Here is a 22,844-nt window from a genome sequence, read left to right on the forward strand (position 1 = left end):
CCTGAGTCTTAATATTCGTAATGGTAGTTATAATCGTCAGATCTTGCATCGATACCATTCAAGATCACACCCGTAATTTCGATATCATTTTGCTTAAAGCGTTTCAGTGATAAATCGACATCTTTCACGGTATTCACCCCGTAGAAAGCAATCAGTAATGAAGTACCGACATATTTACCAATAATCGCCGAGTCAGTAATTGCTAAGATTGGTGCGGTATCGATCACCACAATGTCGTATTGGTTTTTGACTTTATCCAGCAACTGCTTAAAGCGCTCACCCATTAATAACTCAGACGAGTGAGTAACATTTTTACCACGGCAAATCACATCGAGGTTTTCAATTACGTTGGCATGAATAGTGGGTGATTCTATGTTTTGCTGTGACAGATATTCAGATAAGCCCGCTTTATTGCTTAAGCCAAAGGCTTTGTGCAAACGGCCTTTACGTAAGTCAGTGTCAATTAATAACACTTTCTTACCTGCGTTAGCCAGTACCACCGCCATATTGGAGGTAACAAAACTTTTCCCCACACCTGGCGATGCACTAGTCACCATCACCAGGTTGTTACCTTGATTCATTACCGAGAAGTACACGCTGGTACGTAATGAACGGATAGCTTCAACCGCGGTATCTGCTGGGTTTTCTATCGCTAATGGGCTTTTATTGCCTGCCTCAATCAGTTTTTTCTCATGGGCTGAGAAAGGAATGGTGGCGTAGACGTTGACACCCAATGCATCGATATCTTCTGTACTCTTAATTTTATTATTAAAGAACTCGCGAGCAATCACATACGCGCAGCCGATAATAAAACCAAGGATAGTGGCAAGAGCAACAATCAGTGATTTTTTCGGTGCCACTGGTTTTGGTTGGGACTCCGCAGAATCAATAATACGCACATCGGCAGTAATACCGGAGTTCAGTACGCTGAGCTCTTGCTGTTTTGCCACTAATTGAGCGTAAATTGCTTGTTCCGCTTCTACATCACGGGTTAAACGGACGATTTCTTGTTGGGTATTCGGTAATTTTTGAATGTTTTTGCTGATTTTTTCTTTCTCACGTAACAACTGTTGGCGTTTATCTAATAGAGACTGATAAGCCGGGTGGTTACGGGTATATAACTGTTGAATCTCCACTTCTTTGAAGGTCAATTCATTAAGTTTCTCTTCGACCTGCAAAGCAGTATCTAAAGCGGCTTTGGCTTCTAAAGAGAGGTCAATCGATTCATTCTTTTTGCGAAAGGCATTGAGCTGGTTTTCGTAGTTATCTAATTTCTTTTTAATCGTAGGTAAGTAGCCATCTAAGAACACGAGTGTATTGTTGGTGACTTCTTTTTTACGTTCGGTATTTTGGTCTACATAGTTTTGGATAACACTGTTGAGAATATTAACATTCTCAACTTGATCCGCACCTTTAATGGCTAAACTGATAATACCGGTACCTTTGCCCACTTCCGCGATGGTTAGGGTATTGCGTAAGTCTTCAATGGTAGAGTAACGGGCATTTTTGATTAATGAAAACTCTTCGCCAGTTTCAGCCGCGAAACTGGAAATTAATAAGTTAATTTCACCTTGTTTGAGCACTTCACCGACTTTACCTTGCAAGACTTGGCCATCCACATTGAGGGAATAATTATTATCCCCTAAATAAGTTAGGGTCAATGGCTGGCCAATTAAGTTTTCAGGTAATTGAAATAGGGCAATATGGACGGGAGCCACTTCACCAAGTAACTTACTGACGAAGCCTTCAGGGGCTGCTTGAGTGTCTAAGTTCAAGTCTGCAACGGTTTTGCCCAATACCATGCGGGATTTGATAACTTCAATTTCAGAGTCGACTTGGTTATTGCTGTTACCAAATGGCATGACATCACTCATTTGGTCAAGTAATGAGACCTGACCTAATTTGTCATACTGTAAGGTCGCATTCGCTTGGTATATGGGGGTTGCTAATAAACTGTATGCAATGGCGATAGCCGCAAAAATAACAGTAAAAAACCCAATTTTAATGGTGTTGGATTTCAAAACTTTAAACAGAGCGAGCAGATCGATTTCATCTGAGGCAGGGGAGCTATTTTTTGTTGTGTTCATAATAGGTTAAATGTTAAGTCATCCAATAAATAAAATTAAATTTTGCCTTGCCAAGCAATCGCGGCTTTTTCCATCAACTGGTAAACATGTTCAAACATTTCATCGCTGCGTTTGTGCGGGTCAGGGATTTCAGTTTTATTGATCCATTGCCCAAATAACATCACTTTACCGCGAGTTTCAGGAAACTGCTGGTGGATTTTAGCAATATGATCGTTTTCCATCACTAGGATTAAGTCTGCTTTATGGCATATTTCGCTGGTTAATCGACGTGATTGATGGTTTTCAAGGGAAAGGCTATGTTGCTCGGCAATCCGGATGGCACTGTCATAAGCAGGCATATCATTTTTAGCGATAATACCTGCCGAATGAACAGTTTTTTCGGGAAAATACTGTTGTAATAAACGCTCCCCCGTAGGAGAGCGACAGATATTTCCCATACAAACAACGAGAATATTATTAAACATATCGATTACCAGTCGTGAATACGCTTGGTACCTTCGGTTAACTGATTATATGAAGCGATAGTTGGTAACAGTTGGGTAATCAAACGGTTCCAACGCACCACAGGCGCAGCGGTAACATACACTAAGTCATAAGGCTGTAGTTTAAATTCAGTACCCATCACAAGCGATGTCGCATCTGATAGGTCTAACTGATAAACAGCGGCCATTTTTTTCGGTAATAGCGCTTCGAGTTCTTTGTCTTCCGCTGGTTGGTTTTTAATTGGGCGGATAACAAATACACCCGTTGCATTGGCAGTATTTTGGTCTATCCCACTCGCTTTGCTTAGGGCTTCAGTAATACTCATACCCGCACGGTCAATGGTTAAGGTCGTTGGTTGACCCACTTCACCCATCACAAACACTTTTTGGCTGTCATTACGTGGTACATACAGCACATCACCCGGTAGCATCAGGTAGTTTTGGGTTAAATCCCCATACTGAACCAAATCTTGTAATGACACTTTGATTTCTTTGCCGTTACGGGTAAGCACCACATTATCCCAATCGGCTTTTTCAGTTAAACCACCGGCATTATTAAAGGCTTCTAAGATAGTTAAAGGAACGTTAGTGATAGGGAGTGTACCCGGTTTGGCGACTTCGCCTGACACATACATTTTTTGTGAGCGGAAGGCGGCAATACTCACATCCACTTGTGGGGATTCAATATAGGTGGCTAAACGGTTGCTGATCAGAGTACGGATTTCAGTGACGGTTTTACCGATCACTTTGACTTTACCAATATACGGGTAGTAGATAGTCCCATCGGAATGTACCCAGTTCCCGGAGTCTTGCGCACTACGGTATGAACCCGCAGGGATAGTCAATTCAGGGTGGTCCCAAACTGTAATGGTTAATACATCGCCTGCACCCACGCGATATTCATAATGAGTCAGTTGCTTTTCTAACTGCGCATTCGGTTTAGCAATGGTGGGAGCGGTGTACATATCATCCAATAATTTTGGTGAGATTGGATAGATATCAACCAATTTAGTAATGTCACGGTCACCCGTATCAATCACATTTTTGCCTGAGGTTGATATATAGGCACCGGGGGTGATGGTGCAGCCTGTTAATAAAATACTTATTGTTAGTAGTGTAAGTGGGAAAGGCTTCCTAAACACGGTACCATCCTATGATAAAAAATGATTAGATAAGGTATAAGTGATGATGTAAATCATCATTCCCACTTATACATAATGTGACAACGGAAGTAGTTTATATTGATGCTCGTAATTTGGCAAAAATGCTGCCATAATAGTTAGAAGTTAGTCATTACCAAATAAATCGCGGGTATAGACTTTATCGGCTACATCTTCGATCTCAGGTACCATCCTATTTGCTAAGATGATATCGCATTGAGCTTTAAACTCTGCTAAGTCATTAACTACTTTAGAATGGAAAAATTCTGTTTCTTTCATTACTGGTTCATAAACGACAACTTCAATTCCCTTAGCTTTAATACGTTTCATGATGCCTTGCACTGCTGAAGCACGGAAGTTATCTGACCCTGCTTTCATGACTAAGCGATAAACACCGACTCTGCGTGGTGCTTTAGCAATAATCGCATCCGAAATAAAGTCCTTGCGGGTACGGTTTGATTCCACAATGGCGTTAATCAGGTTATTTGGCACGTCATCGTAGTTGGCTAACAACTGCTTGGTATCTTTCGGTAAACAATAACCACCGTAACCGAATGATGGGTTGTTATAATGGCTACCAATACGTGGGTCTAATGAAACGCCTTCAATAATTTGGCGTGCATTTAAACCGCGGCTTTCTGCATAGGTGTCGAGCTCATTAAAGTACGCCACACGCATCGCTAAATAAGTGTTGGCAAACAGTTTAATGGCTTCGGCTTCGGTGCCATCGGTAAATAGCACAGGAACGTCTTTCTTAATTGCGCCTTCAAGCAGTAAATCCACAAAAATTTTCGCACGCTCTGAACGCTCTCCCACCACGATACGGGACGGGTGCAAGTTATCCCACAAAGCGCGGCCTTCACGTAAAAATTCAGGAGAGAAAATCACGTTGGTATAACCAAATTCTTCACGTAAACGCGCGGTAAAGCCCACCGGAATAGTGGATTTCACGATGATCGTCGCTTGCGGGTTAATTTCATTCACATCATGAATAACAGACTCAACCGATCTAGTATTGAAGTAATTGGTTTTTGGGTCATAGTCAGTTGGTGTAGCCACAATCACGAACTGAGCGCCTGTGTAGGCCTCAGTTTTATCTTCTGTAGCGCGAAAATTGAGGGTCTTTTCCGTTAAAAACTGTTCAATTTCTGCATCAACAATCGGTGATTGATGGTTGTTTAACATCGCCACTTTTTCAGGGACGATATCCACTGCCACCACCTTATGGTGTTGTGACAGCAGCATGGCGTTAGATAGGCCGACGTAGCCGGTTCCTGCGATTGCTATTTTCATATGAGAACCAAGTAGATTAATTTTTAGAGAAGGTTTGAATATTTTTTAAAGATAATTGCACAATTGACTGCGCTGTCTGATGATCGCTTGCTTCGGCATAGCACCTTAATTCAGGGGCGTTACCTGATGGTCTTAAATGAATAATATTACCATTTGATAATGTCATTCTTAGTCCATCAATTGTATTCAAATCTAGTAGTTGCTCATCACCAAAGCCTAGATGCTGTAATAAGAGTGTTGGGTTTTCTTGCGCTTTCTCAATGATAGCTTTACTTTTTCCTGTTGCGAAGTTTTGTATTCTATCGCTAAAGGTAATGCGTTGCGGTAATGAATTAACTAATTTAGCAATTCCTTTTTCTTTGGCGGCAGATAATAGCATTAAGAATGGTAACACAGCATCTCGAGTTGGTAGAGCTGATAATCGTTTACCATTTATTTCAATGTTAGATCCTAAAAGGAAACCGCCATTAGCTTCAAATCCTGCAATTTTCTTATAGCTTTTAGCTAAATCAGAAAATGCTTCAATAACGTAAGGGGAACCAATTTTAGTTTGCTTTACGCACTTGAAAGATTTATGAGATGAAATGATCGTATTGCAGCTAACAGGGACTGCTAGTGCTTCTATGTTCATTTCTAATGCACATAACAAACCTAATATGTCTCCGCGCAGCCAGTCACCGTTTTCATCTGCAACAAGCGGACGATCGCCATCCCCATCAGTAGAAAAAATAGCATCAAGTTTGTGTAATTTTGACCAATTCTTTGCTTTTACCTTGTCTTCTTCAGACACTGCTTCAGTATCAATTGGAACAAATTGATCACTACGCTCTAGGGAAATAACTTCAGCACCAAGTTTCTTAAACAAAATAGGGTATATATCGCGGCCTGCACTAGAATGCTCATAAATACCAATACGCTTACCAGCTAATAAATCTCCATTAAAAATAGATAAATATCGATTGAGATATTCATCTGTAGCTAGCGTATCTATTGATAAGGTCTGTGAGATAACATCTGGTATTTCAAATTGTGAGTTATTATTTAAAATCTCGACCTCATCAATTTTAGTGATTTCACCATCAGGACGATAAAACTTTAGCCCATTTCTATCAAATGGGATATGGCTTCCTGTTACCATAATGCAAGGAATATTATTTTTCATTGCAGTATATGCAAGGGCAGGTGTTGGAATCACACCATAATATAGAGGTTTTATTCCTTGCTGTTTTATTGCTTCGATACAAGCAATCGCAATAAATTCACTACTTGGGCGATTATCTATTGCAATGGCCATTTGGCTAAAATCGAATTTACCTTTGATACTATTAATAAATGCATGGGTAAATGCAGCGCAAGATTCATTAGTAAATTGAGTGACTAAAGCACGGGCTCCACTAGTGCCAAATTGAATACCAGAAGTCTTGATTATATTTGATGTATTTTTACACATTAAATGTCTCGCTAAATCTTCTTAATATCTTAGATTCGAATTATGTCGTCTTCTTTTAAATAGCAACCGGTTCTAACTTCAATTATTTCAAGAGGAATCTTTCCTGGATTTTCAAAATAATGAGGAGTACCTAAAGGAATAAAAATAGATTCATTTTCACTTATTATTTGTTCATTAGAACCGTTATAAACTTTGGCTGTGCCTGAAACTACAATCCAATGTTCCGCTCTGTGATAGTGAAGTTGTGTGGCAGTTTTCTCTCCTGGTTTTACGGTTATTTTTTTTACATGGTACCGAGTGCCTTCAGCAATATGGTCATATTTTCCCCACGGTCGATATATTTCACGATGCTGTTGGTATTCTTTACGGTTATTATTTTTTAGTTTATCAACGATTTTTTTTACATCTTGGACATGGTCTCGATGAGAAACTAATAACGCATCCTTTGTATCAACAATAATAAGGTCATTAACACCAATGATAGAAACAAGCCTATTAGGTGCTTTGACATAGCAGTTTTGTGAATTTTCAACAAGAACATCACCTTTTAGAACATTCTGAGCGTTATCCTTCTTACCAATTTCCCATAAGGAGGACCAAGCGTCGATATCATTCCAACCTGCATCCAGAGGGATAACCGCAGCATCTTGAGTATGCTCCATAACTGCATAGTCAATAGAAACATTAGGACATCGTTCAAAATTATTTTTACTTAACCGAATGAAATCTAAGTCAATTACTGCATTATTTAATGCGGTAGTTGTGGTTGAAACAATATCAGGTTGGAATAAAGATAGTTCTTTAATATAACGGCTTGCTTTAAACATAAACATACCACTATTCCATAAGTATTCCCCACTATCTAAATATCCCTGTGCAGTTACTAAGTCAGGCTTTTCAACAAAAGAATCTATTCTATAAGAATTATTAGATGACTCGATTTGATTACCGCATTTAATATAGCCATAACCTGTTTCAGGTTTTGTTGCAACTATACCAAAGGTAACTAATAAGTCTTGAACCGCTAATTGTTCTGCATCGTGAATAGTCTGGTGGAATGCATTTACATTTTCAATTAAGTGGTCTGCAGCAAGAACTAATAATATAGGATCTTCATTTTTATAAATTTTTAAGGCATAAATTGCCGCTAATGAAATAGCAGGAGCAGTGTTGCGCCCAATAGGCTCAAGTATGATGCCAGAATGGTTTAAATTTAAGTCGCGCAGTTGTTCAGCAACAAGAAAACGGTGTTCTTCATTGCATATTATTATCGGAGGTGCATGCTCTATATTTTCTAATCTATTTAAAGTTTCTTGTAACATAGAAAATTGACTAGTAAGTGACAGAAATTGTTTTGGCATATGAGCTCTAGACATCGGCCATAATCGAGTCCCTGAGCCTCCTGCCATAATAACTGGAATTATAATTGACATCTTTTTACCGTAAAATATTATTGATAGTCGAAATCAAAGGAGTTAGCTTGCTAGACCAAGAGTGGTTTTCTTGAACATATTTATATGCATTTTCAGCAAGATTTTTTGCAAAAAGGGGGTCTGAGTTTAGTTTAATGATTTGATTAATATAATTATCACTAGTATCGGAGACTAAGATATCGATATCTTTTTTAGCTTCTAAGCCTTCTAATCCGATAGATGATGTAATTGTTGGAATCCCTAAAGCCATATATTCAAGAATTTTATTTTGGACTCCAGCGGCTAATCTTACTGAGCAAATTCCGGCTACAGCACCCTCTGCATATCTAGCAACGCTATCTACAGCTCCTGTAACTATAATACCGTTCAGTTGGCGTAATTTTCTTGCACTGTCTTCAGGTATTTTTCCTATTATATGAAACTCATATGGCCCGTAGCTTAATAATAAAGGCATAACATTTTTAGCAAACCAAAAGGCAGCATCAAAATTTTGAGCAGAGTGCATATTTCCAATAAAAATTAGTTTATAGCCACCTGGTATAAAATTATATGGCAAATTAGTTAGGTCAACACCATTTGAACATACTAATGTTCGAGAGTATAACTCAGAATTATCTTTAAATAAAAAATTTTTGTCATATTTGGAAACCAATACACTATATTGAAAGTATTTTGCTATATTGCGTTCATAATTTAATAATCTATTTTTTTCTATCCTATAAATTAACCCCTTCAACCCTGCATTATTTTTTGTATTTGATATTCTAGTGTAGTTCATTGAGATGGCGTCAGTCATTTCAATTATTTTAGGTTTATTAATATCCGTCACATAACCAGCGACTCTAATTAGGTGTGGTATTATCACATCATGGTTTTTAGCCAGTTGATGAATTAAATGGTTAAAACTCTTAGATTTGTAATAAGCTACTTGTAAAGGTGTCTTGCTAGGTAAGGATAGAAAGGTATTTAATATAGATTTCCATTTTGGCAAATATACTTTGTGAACTTGGTCAAAAACACCATCATTCGGTAAGTCCATTTGGTATTCTAATTGGGATTCACATAGGCTAACAAGCGTTACAGAATAATATTTAGATAGCTCCTTACTTAGTTGATATATTCTAAGTTTATCTCCACCTATGACAGGATAAGGAAACCTTGGTGTGACGATTAATATACGTTTTTTCATGATTATAAACTAGCTATTACTTTAGTTCCACATTCTATTGAGTAAAAATCGGAATATACATTTACAATATCGGAATGCGTTAACTTAAGAGCATTTTCTATGTATTTATTTAAGCTTTCTTCACCTAACTCATTGTCATTAAATGTCTGAATTATATTTAATTTTATTGCATCTAAATAACCAGATACCGAATTTTGATGAGCAATAATAGGAAGGCCATATGACATAGCTTCCGCTAATTTTGTTTTCATTCCACTACCAGATTGTATCGGAGATATAAATATATTACTGTACATATAGAGTGAGGATAACTCATCTACAGTGACATTAGAGTAAGTATATACATTATTAGGTAGATTTTCATGTATAATAACTTTATTTAGATTTTTACCAGCAATAATAAAATCATATTTGCTAGAATTCTTCGCTAATTGTAATAGGAACGCCAGTGCTTCCACATTAGGGAAAAAAGAAAAAGTCCCAGTAAATAACAGTTTTATTCTATTGTTTTTTCTTAAATTAAAAATATCACTTTGATTATTTTCATTAGGGGATGGGACACAAACAGGAAGGATATTGACTTCTTTACTTTTTATTTGATTTTGAAAGAAAGACTTATCTTCTTCTGTAATAAATGTAATGCAGTTTGATGATTTAATTGCTAGTTTTTCCGAAATAGGAACTAGAAATCTATCTATAAATGTAATAACTCCCTTTGGGTTAAGGCTAATTGGTGCTTGAGAAATTAAATGTGATTCAACATTGTCAAAATGAAATATTATTTTCTTTTTGGGGTAAATTGTTTTCAATACTTTTGATATTAAGCCTAATCGAGAGCTATGAAAAGCTATGCAATCATAGTCTTTAGATATTCTAATAATTTTAAATATATAAAAAAACAAAAAAGAAGGGCAAAGAAAAAATCTTGAAAGTAAATCTGAAACGATGCTTTTATTAAACATTATCTGTTTATGATTATTATTTTCATCTAAAACTTTACTATCTTCTTTACAGATTAAGCATACATCATTATTATTTTTCATGTATCCATTGAAAATAGTTCTCAGGTATATTCCTCCACCGGTATATTCACCGATTGAATTTATGGATACTAGTAATACTTTATCATTCTTCATTTCTTATTCTTCATCCAATATATACTTAACCCATAGAGGTTCTATATTTTTAGCTGTATAGAAAAGCTTATGCTTTTCTGCATTCATGCTCATACAATCTAGTAAATTTTCATCGTTAGCTAGCTTAGCAATATTCTTAGCTAAAGTCTCCTCATCACCTAATGGTGATATAATTCCATTATAATTATTAATTACTAATTCGTTTGCACCTGAATTAAAATCATAGGTTAAGATAGGTAGTGAATAATTTAGTGCTTCTAAGAAAGTTAAAGGAAATCCTTCGTACAATGATGTGGATATGAGTAATGCTGAGCTTGAGTATAGCTGACTCAAATCATCAATATTTCCATGAAAGATAACAGAATCTTCAATATTATATGTTTTACAGATACACTTAAGCTTTTGTAATTCAGGCCCATCACCTGCGATATGTAATCTTAATTTTTGGTTACCTTCCATTTTTTTTAGTAAATGCCAAGACCTTAGTAAACTAATATGATTTTTTTGTTTTGTTAGTCGGCCAACTATTAAGATATCATTTCTATTTATTTTTTCTCTAATTAATGGTTTTGTTTCAGGAATAAAGTTAGGGATTGTAACTACATTATTCAAACCATAATCACAAAATATTTTCCTATCTCTTTCTGTAAGAACAACAAGCTTATGTAGTCTTTTATATAAGTAATTTCGAATTTTAAGTTGAAGTTTGTTTTTCGAGCTATACTCTTCTTCAAACCTTAAATGTTGTATTTCAATTAATTTACTATTACCATTAAAATAAGGAAGTAAGAAGTATCTGAATGTGTTATTGCCAATAATAAAGTCAAACTGGGAATAAAGTAATTTTAATTTTGGAATGTTTCTCAAAAATTCAATCAATCTACTTGGGATATTTGAGTTTTTTTTAAACCCCATATGTGTAATGGCTACTTTGTTTGTTTTTTTTTGTATTGATTGAATTGTTTTTGTACTAAAAAGGCTTACTATCATAACAGTGTTTTTTTTCTCCAGCAGTTTAGCCAATTCTATTGCTACATGTTCTGCCCCTCCTGTGAAATTAATATCAGGTACTATGATTGCTATTCTTTTCATTTGATAAGGTCCCGTATTCTTTTTAGGAGTGGTATGCATACATCATATAATCCGAGCCGTCTTAACACTATAATGATTTTACTAATAAAGTTTGAAGAGTAAAATTTTTGATATGTTAAGGTTGCATCATTACTAATGGTAGGAACTCTGTAACTAAATGTTTCACCAGAAAAAAAATTACCATTAATTGGAACATCAAATTTTGTTGTATTATCTCGATGTGAGCCACTTCCATCAGAACCAATGTTTGAGACAAGAGATGATCCTGGATATATAGTTAATCCATTGTTTTTATATCTATTATAATCAAATCTTATTGCCCAAGATTCAGACTCTCCTTCTACTTGATTAATAAGCATATCAAGCATATCATTCCCAGCTTTTTTGAACTCATGAGTTTCATGCTTATTATTTATAAATGATGTATAGTCAGATATGCTCCAATCGACAGTCATCCATCTATCTTTCCAAGTGCCCCAACCCCAAGATGATATTCTTGGTATAAAGTATATGTCCTCAACTTTACGGGTTGAAAGAGGGGGAATTACATACCCTGATATAGAATATACAGAAGGAGTTTTTTTATAAAGCTCTAACATTGTTAGCATATAATCAAAGAATGACTCATTGGTAATGATATCATCTTCAATAACAATGACAGCATTATGCTCTTCCATTACTAATGAAATACCATCAATGACAGAAGGTCCTAATCCCATATTTTTATCTCTAAAAATAATTTTTTTTGAATAACCAGGCCACTTAAAATCTATCACCGAATCTCTGACACGATTTACAGATTCGTTATCTTCATTTTTTTTTGCAGCATCACAAAAAATATATAGAGTTGTATTGTGAATGTTTTTATTATTTGCTAGAGCCGCTAGTGTTTTTTTTGTATGAAATTCTCTATTGTAGACAAATAATACTAACGCAGTGTTTAGTGTGTTATTCATTATACATTAACCTTATTTTTTGAATTTATTTCAAATGCAATAATCCCCATTACTACCCATCCTAAATTACCAATAAAAAATCCATAATAAGAAATTGATTGTACAATTATGCTGATGGATAATAAAAACAAAAAATCATTATTTATGGAGTTTTTTATCAGTAGCTTGAAAAAGAATGATAAAAAAAACAAACCTAAAAAACCATAAGGAAGTAGGAAGAACCAAAAAAAATTATCAGTAAAATATACTGTAATTCCTTTGGTTCCTAGAATGGAATATTCAGGGAAAACGTAGTAAAAGGATTCCCACATCATTCCTCTTAAACTCATCGTTAAAGGACTAGTTATTTGTGATAAACTTAATAGGAATAATTGTCTAATTTCAGGTATGGCAGAAATTAATATAGTAAACGTAAATGTTATTATAAGTAATGCGTAAAGTATTACTTTTTTAGAACGAGTATTTTTTCTAAATAAAAAATATGAAATTATTATTAAAAAACAAATAGCTAAAGATGATCTTGTCCCAGACAGTATTATAATAGCAATACCACATAAAATAAAGCTCACTTTAGTTAAGTTTTTAAGGTTATTAGTAGTTAATGACCAAGCAATCGCTATATTCATCATGAATCCTAATGACTGCGCATTACCGAAAGTTCCACTAGGCCGATCAATATTTAAAATTATAACTTGGAAAATTATTATAATAAACTGTATCACTAATGTAATAATTATGAAAAATTTAAATCCTCGCCTGTATTCTTCTATTCCTAATTTGGCATTATAATAAAAATGAAAACAAATAAATAAAATAGAGAAATTTATTAACTGAAATATTGATATGGTACTATCTCGATAAAAGTCATTAAATGTCTTTTTTTCATACAGAATTTGCCACTCAGAATTTATATTGCTATTAGCATACTTTATTAACTCTTCATCTCTTCCTTGGAATATAATTAATATGGAGAATAATATTATAATTAAAACTCCAATTAAAACTAAGGGCTCTAGCTTTGAAAATCGTTTTATATTGGATAAAAATAATAAACCAAAGAAAATAGTGAATATTTGGTATATATGAACTGCGGAAACTCCAATATTTACTTCAATTGATGGGGTATTAGTAACTAATATTAAAGGAAGGAAGTAAAGAGTATTTTTTTTATTGATTAACATTATGTTAATGCCTTTTTTTATTAATTGATCTATGTTTTAATAATAGCAAGATTATTAAAATTATTTCAAAAAACAATAGTGTAATTATCATTGCTTGGATACCTAACAAATATGTTGACAACAATATGATAGGCAATATTCCGAGGATGCTAACTAAGTAAATAGAAGAAAATACTTTTTGAAGTCCTTGTGATAAAAATAAATCTGTTGATATAAGACTAGATATTAGCCTTAATGGGAATAACCATATTAATAGGTTGTAATATACGCTTCCATCAGAAAATTCGATACCATAGTATTTTTCAAAAATTGTTTTAGAGAATATCACAGTTATTATTGAAAATGAAATTGCGCCAACTACTAAAATTAAATAAAAAAGAATTACTATATTTTCTCTTTTATTTCTTGATAAATATGGAAGTAGTACGCCTTGTATAGGGCCAGTAACTGCACATAACGCGATAACAATTTTTTCTGCAGAAGAATATAGTCCCAATATTGAGTTGTCATAAAAATATTTAATTACTATGATACTGAATGTACTATACAAAACGACAGAAGCACGGTGGAAGAAATATAAAAAATTAGATTTCAAAGAAATAATGGTTTTTTTTAATGAACAAAACTTTAAGGTATAGTTCTGCTCTTTAAATTGTTTCCTTGACCAAAAATAAGATAAAGCACGAGATATGAGTAATGATATAATTATTCCGGAAATAGAAGGGTAAAAGTATAATACGGAAAAAGTAAGTGTATAATAAAAGAGTAACGAAAATAATTCGATAGTAGCAAGTTTTTTGAAATTATTAAGTGACTGAAATAAATATACAGGTAGTATTCCTGATAAAACTCCAGTCATAGTAGCTATTACTAATAAATAATCATGTTTATAAATCGATATAGCTAGAGATATAGTAATTATTACACTAGATAATAAAAGTCTAGAACTTTCCACTTCTTGAATTACATATAGTTTATCGTTCTGGTTGGCTTTAACTATTCTGTTTATTGCTGAATATGCGTAGCCATATTCAATGACTGATGCTATGATTATAGTAATTGCTTGGTAATAAGAAAATTCACCCATTCCATCGGTACTTAAATATCTTGCTATTACGGGAAATAATAATAGAGGCATTATTATTTTTATAATATGTATTCCGATTGAATAGAAAAAATTATTAATTAACCCTTTCATTTTATAGCTTTTCATTTTCTGGAATTAGTTGGCGATAATGCTTGTTTATATAAATAAGAATTAATACTAACCTTATGGTCTTTTAGCGATTGTTTTATGTTATAAAAACTAGTTATGAATAATGAGCTAGATAATAAGAGTTACCATTTTATCCTTAAGTCAGTACATGTATTAAATGTTTATTTGCATTAACCATAGCTACCGCACTGGGTTGTCGGGCCCCAGAGCACCATTGAATTTGTAAACGCATACTTATCAATTGAAAACATTGCATTTTTTGCTAATTTGCTCAATTGATAAGCAAAGCTTATTGTTTTTTTACCGCCAAAGGGTATGCCTCAGCATTTATTTGGTCAAGTAAAAAGCGATTAATAATACCATTAAAGCTAGTTACTGACTATCACTGCGATAGCGTTAGAGAATAGTCCTAACACAATCACCAATAGAATAAGTTATTTTAAATTATTAGGTTATAATCCTATTCTTACGCTTTGTACGCGATTAAATATTTAAGTTAAGTTATTCCTTGTATATCATTGCTTTTAGTGTGGGTTCAATAAAAGCCAGATCCTAATATTTCTATATTTATCCGAATTCCGTGTAGGAATAGATTAATAAAATGCTTAATTGATTATATTAATTAACTTGGTTGTCATAAGGGATTATATGAATGGCGTATTTTTGGCTAGAATAATAATGTTCGAGGGATAAAAAAACGGATTATGCTAAAAACATAACCCGTTTTTGATAAAATATGCTTAATATCTGCAGGCTACCACTTAAACGGCACGTTTACCGTAACGGCAGCGCCTAAATCATTGCGTGTTTCGTAATCAGTTTTAGATACCCAAACTTTCGCATCAGTGCTGACGTCATTGTCAAAGTTATGCCACCAACCGAAATCAACGCCTTTGATGGTTTCTGATTTAGGGAACAACTTGTTGCCATCAAAGTTAGATTTATTCACTTTCGCGTACATCAAGCGAGAACTGACGCGGTTGTCATCATCGAGAGTGTATTCCACTTTGGTGGTGAGCATGCGCCCGTCGCCGCCCATCGCGTGGCCTAGTGATGCACCTTGTTGGTAATAACCATTTTTGTAGATAAAGTGGCGATACATTACGCCGTCTTTGTCCCACTCAGTATGGGTGTTCGCGCCTTCAATGTACCAATTTAATGGTTGGCCCCATAGTGTGTGATAACCTTCGATACCACCCATAAAGGCGTTTTTCGATGGGAAAAGGTTGGCTTCATCTTCACCGACCATTTGGCCATATAGGCTGACAGGTAGGTCGATTAACGGGTAAAGTTTCAGTTTGAAGTCTAAACCTGCCAGTTGGTTACCCGGGTCATCGTTATAGTCGCCAGTATTATCCCTACCGCCCATAGCATTCCAGAAAGAATTCCAGTTATTAGGGCGGCCATCGCCTCCCCACATGACCACGCGAGAACCACCGAGTTCGAAGAAGTCAGTTGGGTTCATGGTCATACGTAAAGCAATCAGTTTAGTGTTGGGTTGGGAAGAATATTGTTTGATTTGCCCTGCGGTGAGCTGGTATTGCCATGAACCAATCCAAGAAAGCCATGGAGTTTCAAATGGGCTTTGGTCAGCACGTTGAATTAAGAAGCCAGTAACAGGGCGAGCCGCATCGGTACGAATTAAGCTACCATCGTGGCCCGGTCCCCACCATTGTGGGATTTCACCAAAGGATACCCATTGGTTCCAAATTTTGACACCACCATATGAGCCATTGAGGTTGTAATCAGAACCATTTTCAACGCGTAAAGCACGTTCGCCATTTGCGGTGAGGTTTAAGTCTACATCGTCAGTGCTGTAGTTACCTGAAACGGTATAGCGAATATCACTATATTCACTCTGGGCAAAGCCCTGTGGCATAGAGTTGTGGCTAGATGCAAGGTGAGTTTCTAGTTGAACACTGTTTTTCTTACGGTCAAGGTTCTTTTTAATGCGCTGAATAATGGCTTCTTGTTCGCTATTAGTAATATTTGCATTATTTAAAGAACGTGTGATTTCTTCTTGGGATAGTGGCCAAGTTGATAAGCTAATTTGGATGACGTTACGTTCAGAAAGCCAAGCAAGGTCGCTGCGTAAGTTGTTATCGGGTAGAACTAATCCCCCCGCAACGCTTTGTGCACTTATGGCGCCGAACACAGCAAGTATGGCTAGCTTAGTGAGCTTGAATTTTTTCATTGATAAATCCATTTGAAGTTGAGTTCGCCTAATATTGAACAGGTTAATAAGGGAAAACCTGTAAATTAAATAAAGTTAAAATATGATTATTATCAGCCCACATTATAAGTATCTTAATTTGCATTGAGTTGGGCTTCTGTGCTTTCTATTAATATCAATTATCACACTTTAACTAAGTAAAACAGAATATCAGATTAATATAGTCGGTGTAGAAGTTAGTAACATATTAAGATATAAAACGATATACTTTTTGTTGGATTACCACATGGTTAATTTTAAGTATTCTTCTCTATTATTCTTTTTTTATGGGTTAAATAGTATAAAAATAGAGTTTTATATTGGTCGGGTATTTAGGAATTGTTGTTTTTAGAGGCAATATAGGACTATTCTCTATTAATAATGGTAGATGTTGATTAAAAAAATAACCCCCTTCTTTAATAAAAAGAAAGGGGGTTATTGGTAATGAATAAAGCTAATTTATCGGCCGTGTTCAGGTAGCCAGATTTGTAACCTTAAACCACCTAATGGGCTGTCATCCGCTTTCACCCAACCTTTATGTTGTGTTATGGCGGTTTCAACAATTGCAAGACCTAAACCAGTACCGCCTGTTTCTCGGTCTCGAGCTTCATCAGTGCGGTAGAATGGGCGGAAAATGTGCTCGCGGTCAGCAGGGCTAACACCGGGGCCATCATCATCGACTGTGATGAGAATACCGTTGTTTTCTTCTTTGAAATCAACGGCAATGTGTGTATGCGAATAACGTAATGCGTTACGCACAATATTTTCAAATGCACTACCGACGGCAGAAGGGTTGCAATATAACGGCCAAGGCCCTGGGTGAGAAGTGACTTCGAGCGTTTTGTTCATTTGCTCAGCTTCAAAGCTAGCATCATCTAAGATATCGCCCCAAAGTTCATCGGCTTTGATATTTTCACGCAAAATTTCGTTTTTATGCTGGCTACGGGATAACACCAGTAAATCGTTAATCATGCTATCTAGGCGATGGGTCTCGGTTTCAATGCGTTCGAGCTCTTTACTTTCCCCATGGCGACGGCGCAATAAGGCGGTTGCCAGTTGCAAACGAGTCAGTGGAGTGCGTAATTCATGAGAAATATCAGAGATTAAGCGTTGCTGCGCGCTAACCATACCATCAAGGGCACTGATCATCTGGTTAAAGCTATTTCCCGCAGACAAGAACTCTTGCGGACCAGCTTCTAGTTCTGGGTGTGGACGTAAATTTCCTTTCGCTACATCGTCCGCGGCCATTTTTAATTTACGAGCAGGGCGGGCGAGACTCCAAGATAACCATAATAATAGTGGAGCGCTGATCAGCATGGTGGCAATCAGTAATAAGAAAGGCCTATCAAACAATAAATTAATAAAGTCAGATTGTGGGCTGCTTGCTGGGCGAACTAAATACAGTTGGTAGTGGTCTTCCCCATCACGAATGGAGAAAGGGCCGAGGATTTCGGCTCGTCCATATTTTTTCTTTTTCGGGTGATCCGCGTTATCGGACTGCCCAATAAAGTTACGTATTACCTGCATTTCACTTGGCATTGCACCAATCACACGGCCTTCACTGGTGACGATAATCAACCGTTGGCCGGGAGGTGCCCATTTTTTGATGGCGTTAGAAATACGCCGCCACCAAAGTAGGTCATTCATCGGAGCTTGTGCGAGTTCGGCTTCAATATGCTGCTCAAGCATCTCCCCTTGGCGTTGTTCACTTTCCATCAGGACGGTGATTTGCCGAGAGTCGAGCTTGGGCACCATCAGCACTAGCATTAATACTAGTGCGAGGGTAAACCAGAAGATCGCAAAGATCCTTGCGGTTAAGCTGTTGATCATGTGGCAGAAACCATTAAGTATCCGCGGCCACGTAGAGTTTTAAACCACGGCTGGCCATCAGTGCGTTCTGGAAGTTTGCGGCGTAAGTTTGAAATATGCATATCAATAGCACGGTCAAACGGTGTTAAGCGCTTCCCAAGTACTTCTTGGCTAAGGTGTTCACGAGAAACCACTTGGCCTAGGTGCTGTGCGAGTAGATATAACAACGTAAATTCTGTCCCTGTTAAGTCCAAAATTTCCTCATCAAAGCTGGCTTCTTGGCGACCTGGGTTAAGTTGCAGTTTATCAACTTGTAAAACAGGGGTATTGCTATTGTCGCCTTGAGTTTGCTCGCTCCAGTTAGAACGGCGTAATAAAGCACGAATACGTGCTACCAGTTCACGGTCATTGAACGGTTTAGGTAGATAGTCGTCTGCACCGAGTTCTAGGCCCAGAACCTTATCTAACTCACTACCGCGAGCCGTTAACATGATAACGGGGGTCTGATGGATTTGGCGCAGTTCTTTTAATGTCTCAATACCATTTTTTTTCGGCATCATGACATCAAGTAGTAACAGGTCAATGGATGAGTCAATTTGCTGTAATGCCTGTTCACCATCATAGGCGATGACAACATTGAAACCTTCCATTTCCAGCAGTTCTTTTAACAGCGACGTGAGTTCACGGTCGTCATCAACTAATAGGATTTTATGCATTTTTTAAGTCCTCCAACTGCCAAAATACGATAACAATCTGTACGATTCCATGACTTTACGTTCTTTTACATGCTCTGACGCTAGTTTGCAGCCACAGGTGTATATTTGTTCACATTGAATCACGAGCACAGTTCGGAGACAAGGTGTCAAATGCTGAGAACAACACATAGCAAAGTACATAATACAGTACATAAAACCGCAATGTTAGTTTTAGCTTCTGCGTTTGTGTTCGGACCAGCGGTTGCTTTTGCAGAAGAGCCACAAAGTGCTGCAAATGAAAGTTCAACACCTTTGATGTTACAGATGCAGTCCGAGCCAACAACTAAGCCAACAGGCAATGCGGTTGTGCCCTTTCAACATCATGAGTTATTTAGCAGTGAAGAACGTGCCAGTACCTTTATGTTTAATGGTATCACGTTAAATGAAAAACAGCGTCAGCAATTACGTGATTTAATGGCAACACAGCGCCATTATCATGTTGATAACTCTGCTTTAGTTAAAGAACGTGAAGCACTGCACAAATTAATTATAGCGGATAACTTTGATGACAAAGCGGTTCGTGAAGAACTTGAAAAACGAATGCAAAAAGAACTGGAACAACGTGTCGAAATGGCTCGAATTCACCATGAATTGTACCAGTTGTTAACGCCAGAACAGAAAACAGAGCTTGAACACATTCACCAACAAGAAATGAATCAGCATAAAATGGCAGAATTTCAAGCGATGCAGTTTCAGTAAGTTTAGTTGTTAGTACCTGTAGTAATGCAAGTTAGTTAATTTTATATCCTGAGTTCCATAGTAAGTAGTGAAGTAGCAATAAGTGAAGTTTTTCCTTGCCATAGACACCATCCCTGTCTTTTATAGCCCCTTTTAGGGGCTTTTTTTTTATAAATTATATCTTCAATTCTTTAAAAACAGTAACTTATCAATATTTAAAAGGCTATGAAAGTTCATCAAAGTTCGCCGAGGTGGACGGTAAGTGGACGGTCGCCTACGTCGATTTAATTGTTTTAGGTTGGGAAATGTGATGAGTTAGCCAAATAATTCAGAATGAGAACCACAGCGAACTAATATGATTTCATTGGTTTGGTAGTTTATATCCCAAATTAATAAAAAATCGGGTTGTATGTGATATTCATAGCAAGGTCTCCAGTTTCCTTTTAAGGGATGAGGCAAATATTCTGCTGGAACAGAGCCAGTAATGCATAGGTGGTTATCGATTAGCTCTTTTAATAGCTGAGTATTTCTTTTTTTGTCAGATAACGACTTTTTTAAGTCTTTTTTGAATTGGGATTTAACGCGAATTTTCAGCATCGGACTTGCTCACTTGGCTAAATAAATCTTCAGCAGAGTCAAATGTTTCGTCTGTAGTTGGTGCATTAATAGCTTCTAATGTAATTGAGTTTGGTGTTTTTAACTCAATAGGAAAAGCTTGTCGCAATGATATTTGCTTGACGAAAATACGAATAGCATCAGACATGCTAATCCCTAATTCAGATAACACTGCTTCAGCATTTTCCCTGACTTTAGGCTCAATTCTGGCTCTGACAATATCTGTTTTATGTTGAGTACTGGCCATTACCGTTATCCTCTTCTTATGGTGAATGTTTGAATTGTGGCACGCATGGGCTACAATTTGAAATTGATTTTTAAAAAGGCGTTTTTTTGTTGAAAGTCTGCTATTTTCATTTCTCATTCTCACTATAAAAATAATGTATCCACCAAAGTAGGGTTCACCTTATGACTCAGATATTAACGACGCAAGATTATCGCAATATGCCTTGGAAAAATGGCCAGGGGTCGACACTTGAATTGGCGCGCAGCCATGGTGAAGGTTTAGATGATTTTGATTGGCGAGTGTCAATAGCAGATGTTAAAACGGCGGGCTCGTTTTCCTTTTTCCAAAATCGGCAACGTATTATTGGTGTATTGGAAGGAGAAGGACTTATTTTGCATGTAGATAAGAAACCGGCGGTGACCTTACAGCAAAAAGAATTTTTTGCTTTTAATGGGGAAAGCGAGGTTTATGCGGAACTCGTTCAAGGTGCAATTCGTGATTTTAATGTCATCTATAACCCTGAAAAATATCAGGCTCGTTTACAATGGGTGAATACTGCGTCCATTAATTCTTGGGTGAGTGGGGCTAGTGAGATCTTAATTTTTAATATTACACCTCGTTTGAGTATGAAAATTAATTCAGATTCCTTTTATTTAAAGCCATTTGACACTCTATTAATTAAAGAAAATCGAGAAGCTCTGCAATTTATTGTTGAAAAGAATACAGAAAATGATTTTTGTATTATTGAGTTATTTATTAAGTAGTTAGAGTGATTTTTTGGCCATTGCCCTAATGGCCATTTGCATGCAATCTGTATGTGTACCTATTATTGGAATAATATTCTGTCTATTTTGCAATTTTAATAAAAACGTTATCAAATTCATATATTGGATAATTATGGCTTTATTCCTATTGTTATTTTTCGCAGAATTTATAGTCTTTAGCGTCATTAAAAAATAATACCTATATATACTAAAGGAAAAATGTTCTATGAAGATGAAAGCGCTTGTGGCAGTTGCTGTTTCTGCTGTCATTTTAACGGGTTGTAAAAATTTAGACCAAGGGATGTTGACTAACTCAGGCATGCAATTATTCCAAGCTGCGACACTGACTGACTCTGATGTTAAACAATTAAGTGACCAATCTTGTAAAGAAATGGATGCGCAAAACAAAATTGCTCCAGCGTCTAGCAAGTATGCGAAACGCTTAGACAAAATTGCAAAAGCACTGGGTAACGAAGTTGATGGTACTCCAGTAAACTATAAAGTTTATCTGACTAGCGATGTCAACGCATGGGCAATGGCAAATGGTTGTGTGCGTGTATATAGCGGCCTGATGGATGTGATGAACGATAACGAAGTTGAAGGCGTTCTGGGTCATGAAATGGGCCACGTTGCATTAGGTCATACACGTAAAGCAATGCAAGTTGCTTATGCGGCAGTTGCTGCGCGTACTGCCGCAGCATCAGCGGGTGGCGTTGTAGAACAACTGAGTGCATCACAAGTTGCAGCTCTGGGTGAAAAACTGATTAACTCACAGTTTTCTCAACACCAAGAAAGCGAAGCAGATAACTTCTCTTATGACTTACTAAAAAAACGTGGTGTTAAAACTGACGGTTTAGTCACTGGTTTTGAAAAATTAGCGAAAATGGGTAGCGGCGAGACAAGCATGTTTGACTCTCACCCACCATCAAGCGAACGTGCACAAAACATCCGTGACCGTATTGCCGCTGACAAAAAATAATATTTAATTATTGACGTTAGTTGAGTGTTATTTTGGTGTAGTAATATGATGATATATTGCTACACCAATCACGTATTTCCTGCTATTTATCTCAATATTACTTTTCTTATATTGCAAATCAGAACTTATCC

20 protein-coding genes are annotated in these 22,844 nt (G+C 36.3%); 3 read left to right on the plus strand and 17 right to left on the minus strand.

Going from position 1 to position 22,844, the window contains the following annotated elements; genetic code table 11:
• Positions 1-8 precede the first annotated feature (8 nt).
• The 15 genes from PR683_RS16805 to cpxR all read right to left on the minus strand — a co-directional run bounded on the left by PR683_RS16805 (position 9) and on the right by cpxR (position 19,412).
• A complete protein-coding gene (locus tag PR683_RS16805) occupies positions 9-2,087 on the minus strand; it encodes a polysaccharide biosynthesis tyrosine autokinase (protein ID WP_272581905.1) in 2,079 nt (692 codons plus the stop codon).
• A 35-nt stretch (positions 2,088-2,122) separates the two neighbouring features.
• Entirely contained in the window at positions 2,123-2,551 is a 429-nt protein-coding gene (locus PR683_RS16810) for an arsenate reductase/protein-tyrosine-phosphatase family protein (protein ID WP_004906960.1), read from the minus strand.
• A 5-nt stretch (positions 2,552-2,556) separates the two neighbouring features.
• Positions 2,557-3,711, minus strand: coding sequence for a polysaccharide export protein (locus PR683_RS16815; protein ID WP_272581906.1), 1,155 nt, complete (start codon positions 3,709-3,711; stop codon positions 2,557-2,559).
• A 144-nt stretch (positions 3,712-3,855) separates the two neighbouring features.
• Positions 3,856-5,022 (minus strand): nucleotide sugar dehydrogenase, encoded by a 1,167-nt coding sequence (locus tag PR683_RS16820; RefSeq protein WP_272581907.1) that lies wholly within the window; start codon positions 5,020-5,022, stop codon positions 3,856-3,858.
• A gap of 16 nt (positions 5,023-5,038) precedes the next feature.
• Entirely contained in the window at positions 5,039-6,472 is a 1,434-nt protein-coding gene (locus tag PR683_RS16825) for a phosphomannomutase (protein ID WP_272581908.1), read from the minus strand.
• 29 nt (positions 6,473-6,501) lie between these two features.
• Positions 6,502-7,899: a mannose-1-phosphate guanylyltransferase/mannose-6-phosphate isomerase gene (locus tag PR683_RS16830; RefSeq protein ID WP_272581920.1), complete on the minus strand. Its 1,398-nt coding sequence runs from the start codon at positions 7,897-7,899 to the stop codon at positions 6,502-6,504.
• Positions 7,900-7,909: 10 nt separating this feature from the next.
• Complete coding sequence (locus tag PR683_RS16835; RefSeq protein WP_272581909.1) at positions 7,910-9,094, minus strand: glycosyltransferase; 1,185 nt, start codon at positions 9,092-9,094, stop codon at positions 7,910-7,912.
• 2 nt (positions 9,095-9,096) lie between these two features.
• On the minus strand, positions 9,097-10,230 hold the full coding sequence (locus PR683_RS16840; protein WP_272581910.1) for a glycosyltransferase: 1,134 nt from the start codon (positions 10,228-10,230) through the stop codon (positions 9,097-9,099).
• A 3-nt stretch (positions 10,231-10,233) separates the two neighbouring features.
• Positions 10,234-11,322, minus strand: a complete 1,089-nt coding sequence (locus PR683_RS16845) for a glycosyltransferase (protein ID WP_272581911.1) — start codon at positions 11,320-11,322, stop codon at positions 10,234-10,236.
• Positions 11,319-12,278, minus strand: coding sequence for a hypothetical protein (locus PR683_RS16850; protein ID WP_272581912.1), 960 nt, complete (start codon positions 12,276-12,278; stop codon positions 11,319-11,321). The genes PR683_RS16845 and PR683_RS16850 overlap by 4 nt, the downstream gene beginning before the upstream one ends.
• On the minus strand, positions 12,278-13,459 hold the full coding sequence (locus tag PR683_RS16855) for a hypothetical protein (RefSeq protein ID WP_272581913.1): 1,182 nt from the start codon (positions 13,457-13,459) through the stop codon (positions 12,278-12,280). The genes PR683_RS16850 and PR683_RS16855 overlap by 1 nt, the downstream gene beginning before the upstream one ends.
• Before the next feature lie 4 nt (positions 13,460-13,463).
• Positions 13,464-14,657 carry an oligosaccharide flippase family protein gene (locus PR683_RS16860; protein WP_272581914.1) on the minus strand — a complete coding sequence of 398 codons (1,194 nt, stop codon included), beginning with the start codon at positions 14,655-14,657 and terminating at the stop codon, positions 13,464-13,466.
• Positions 14,658-15,429: 772 nt separating this feature from the next.
• Positions 15,430-16,869, minus strand: coding sequence for a capsule assembly Wzi family protein (locus PR683_RS16865; RefSeq protein WP_272581915.1), 1,440 nt, complete (start codon positions 16,867-16,869; stop codon positions 15,430-15,432).
• A 477-nt stretch (positions 16,870-17,346) separates the two neighbouring features.
• Complete coding sequence (cpxA, locus tag PR683_RS16870; protein WP_004906999.1) at positions 17,347-18,717, minus strand: envelope stress sensor histidine kinase CpxA; 1,371 nt, start codon at positions 18,715-18,717, stop codon at positions 17,347-17,349.
• Complete coding sequence (gene cpxR / locus PR683_RS16875; protein ID WP_004907000.1) at positions 18,714-19,412, minus strand: envelope stress response regulator transcription factor CpxR; 699 nt, start codon at positions 19,410-19,412, stop codon at positions 18,714-18,716. Before cpxR ends, cpxA begins: the two co-directional genes overlap by 4 nt.
• 150 nt (positions 19,413-19,562) lie before the next feature.
• Here cpxR and PR683_RS16880 point away from each other — a divergent pair, with 150 nt between their 5' ends.
• Positions 19,563-20,150: a Spy/CpxP family protein refolding chaperone gene (locus tag PR683_RS16880; RefSeq protein ID WP_164529273.1), complete on the plus strand. Its 588-nt coding sequence runs from the start codon at positions 19,563-19,565 to the stop codon at positions 20,148-20,150.
• A 294-nt stretch (positions 20,151-20,444) separates the two neighbouring features.
• Here PR683_RS16880 and PR683_RS16885 read toward each other — a convergent pair whose 3' ends face one another.
• Together PR683_RS16885 and PR683_RS16890 are read right to left on the minus strand one after the other, a co-directional pair.
• On the minus strand, positions 20,445-20,726 hold the full coding sequence (locus PR683_RS16885; RefSeq protein WP_109912959.1) for a type II toxin-antitoxin system YafQ family toxin: 282 nt from the start codon (positions 20,724-20,726) through the stop codon (positions 20,445-20,447).
• Positions 20,707-20,991, minus strand: coding sequence for a type II toxin-antitoxin system RelB/DinJ family antitoxin (locus PR683_RS16890; RefSeq protein ID WP_102140619.1), 285 nt, complete (start codon positions 20,989-20,991; stop codon positions 20,707-20,709). Before PR683_RS16890 ends, PR683_RS16885 begins: the two co-directional genes overlap by 20 nt.
• A gap of 161 nt (positions 20,992-21,152) precedes the next feature.
• Between PR683_RS16890 and PR683_RS16895 the strand changes: the two genes are divergently transcribed.
• Together PR683_RS16895 and PR683_RS16900 are read left to right on the plus strand one after the other, a co-directional pair.
• Complete coding sequence (locus PR683_RS16895) at positions 21,153-21,734, plus strand: HutD/Ves family protein (protein WP_213637287.1); 582 nt, start codon at positions 21,153-21,155, stop codon at positions 21,732-21,734.
• A gap of 226 nt (positions 21,735-21,960) precedes the next feature.
• A complete protein-coding gene (locus PR683_RS16900; RefSeq protein WP_004907010.1) occupies positions 21,961-22,713 on the plus strand; it encodes a M48 family metallopeptidase in 753 nt (250 codons plus the stop codon).
• Positions 22,714-22,844: the final 131 nt, after the last annotated feature.

The organism is Providencia sp. PROV269, assembly GCF_028477785.1.
Taxonomy (GTDB): domain Bacteria; phylum Pseudomonadota; class Gammaproteobacteria; order Enterobacterales; family Enterobacteriaceae; genus Providencia; species Providencia rettgeri.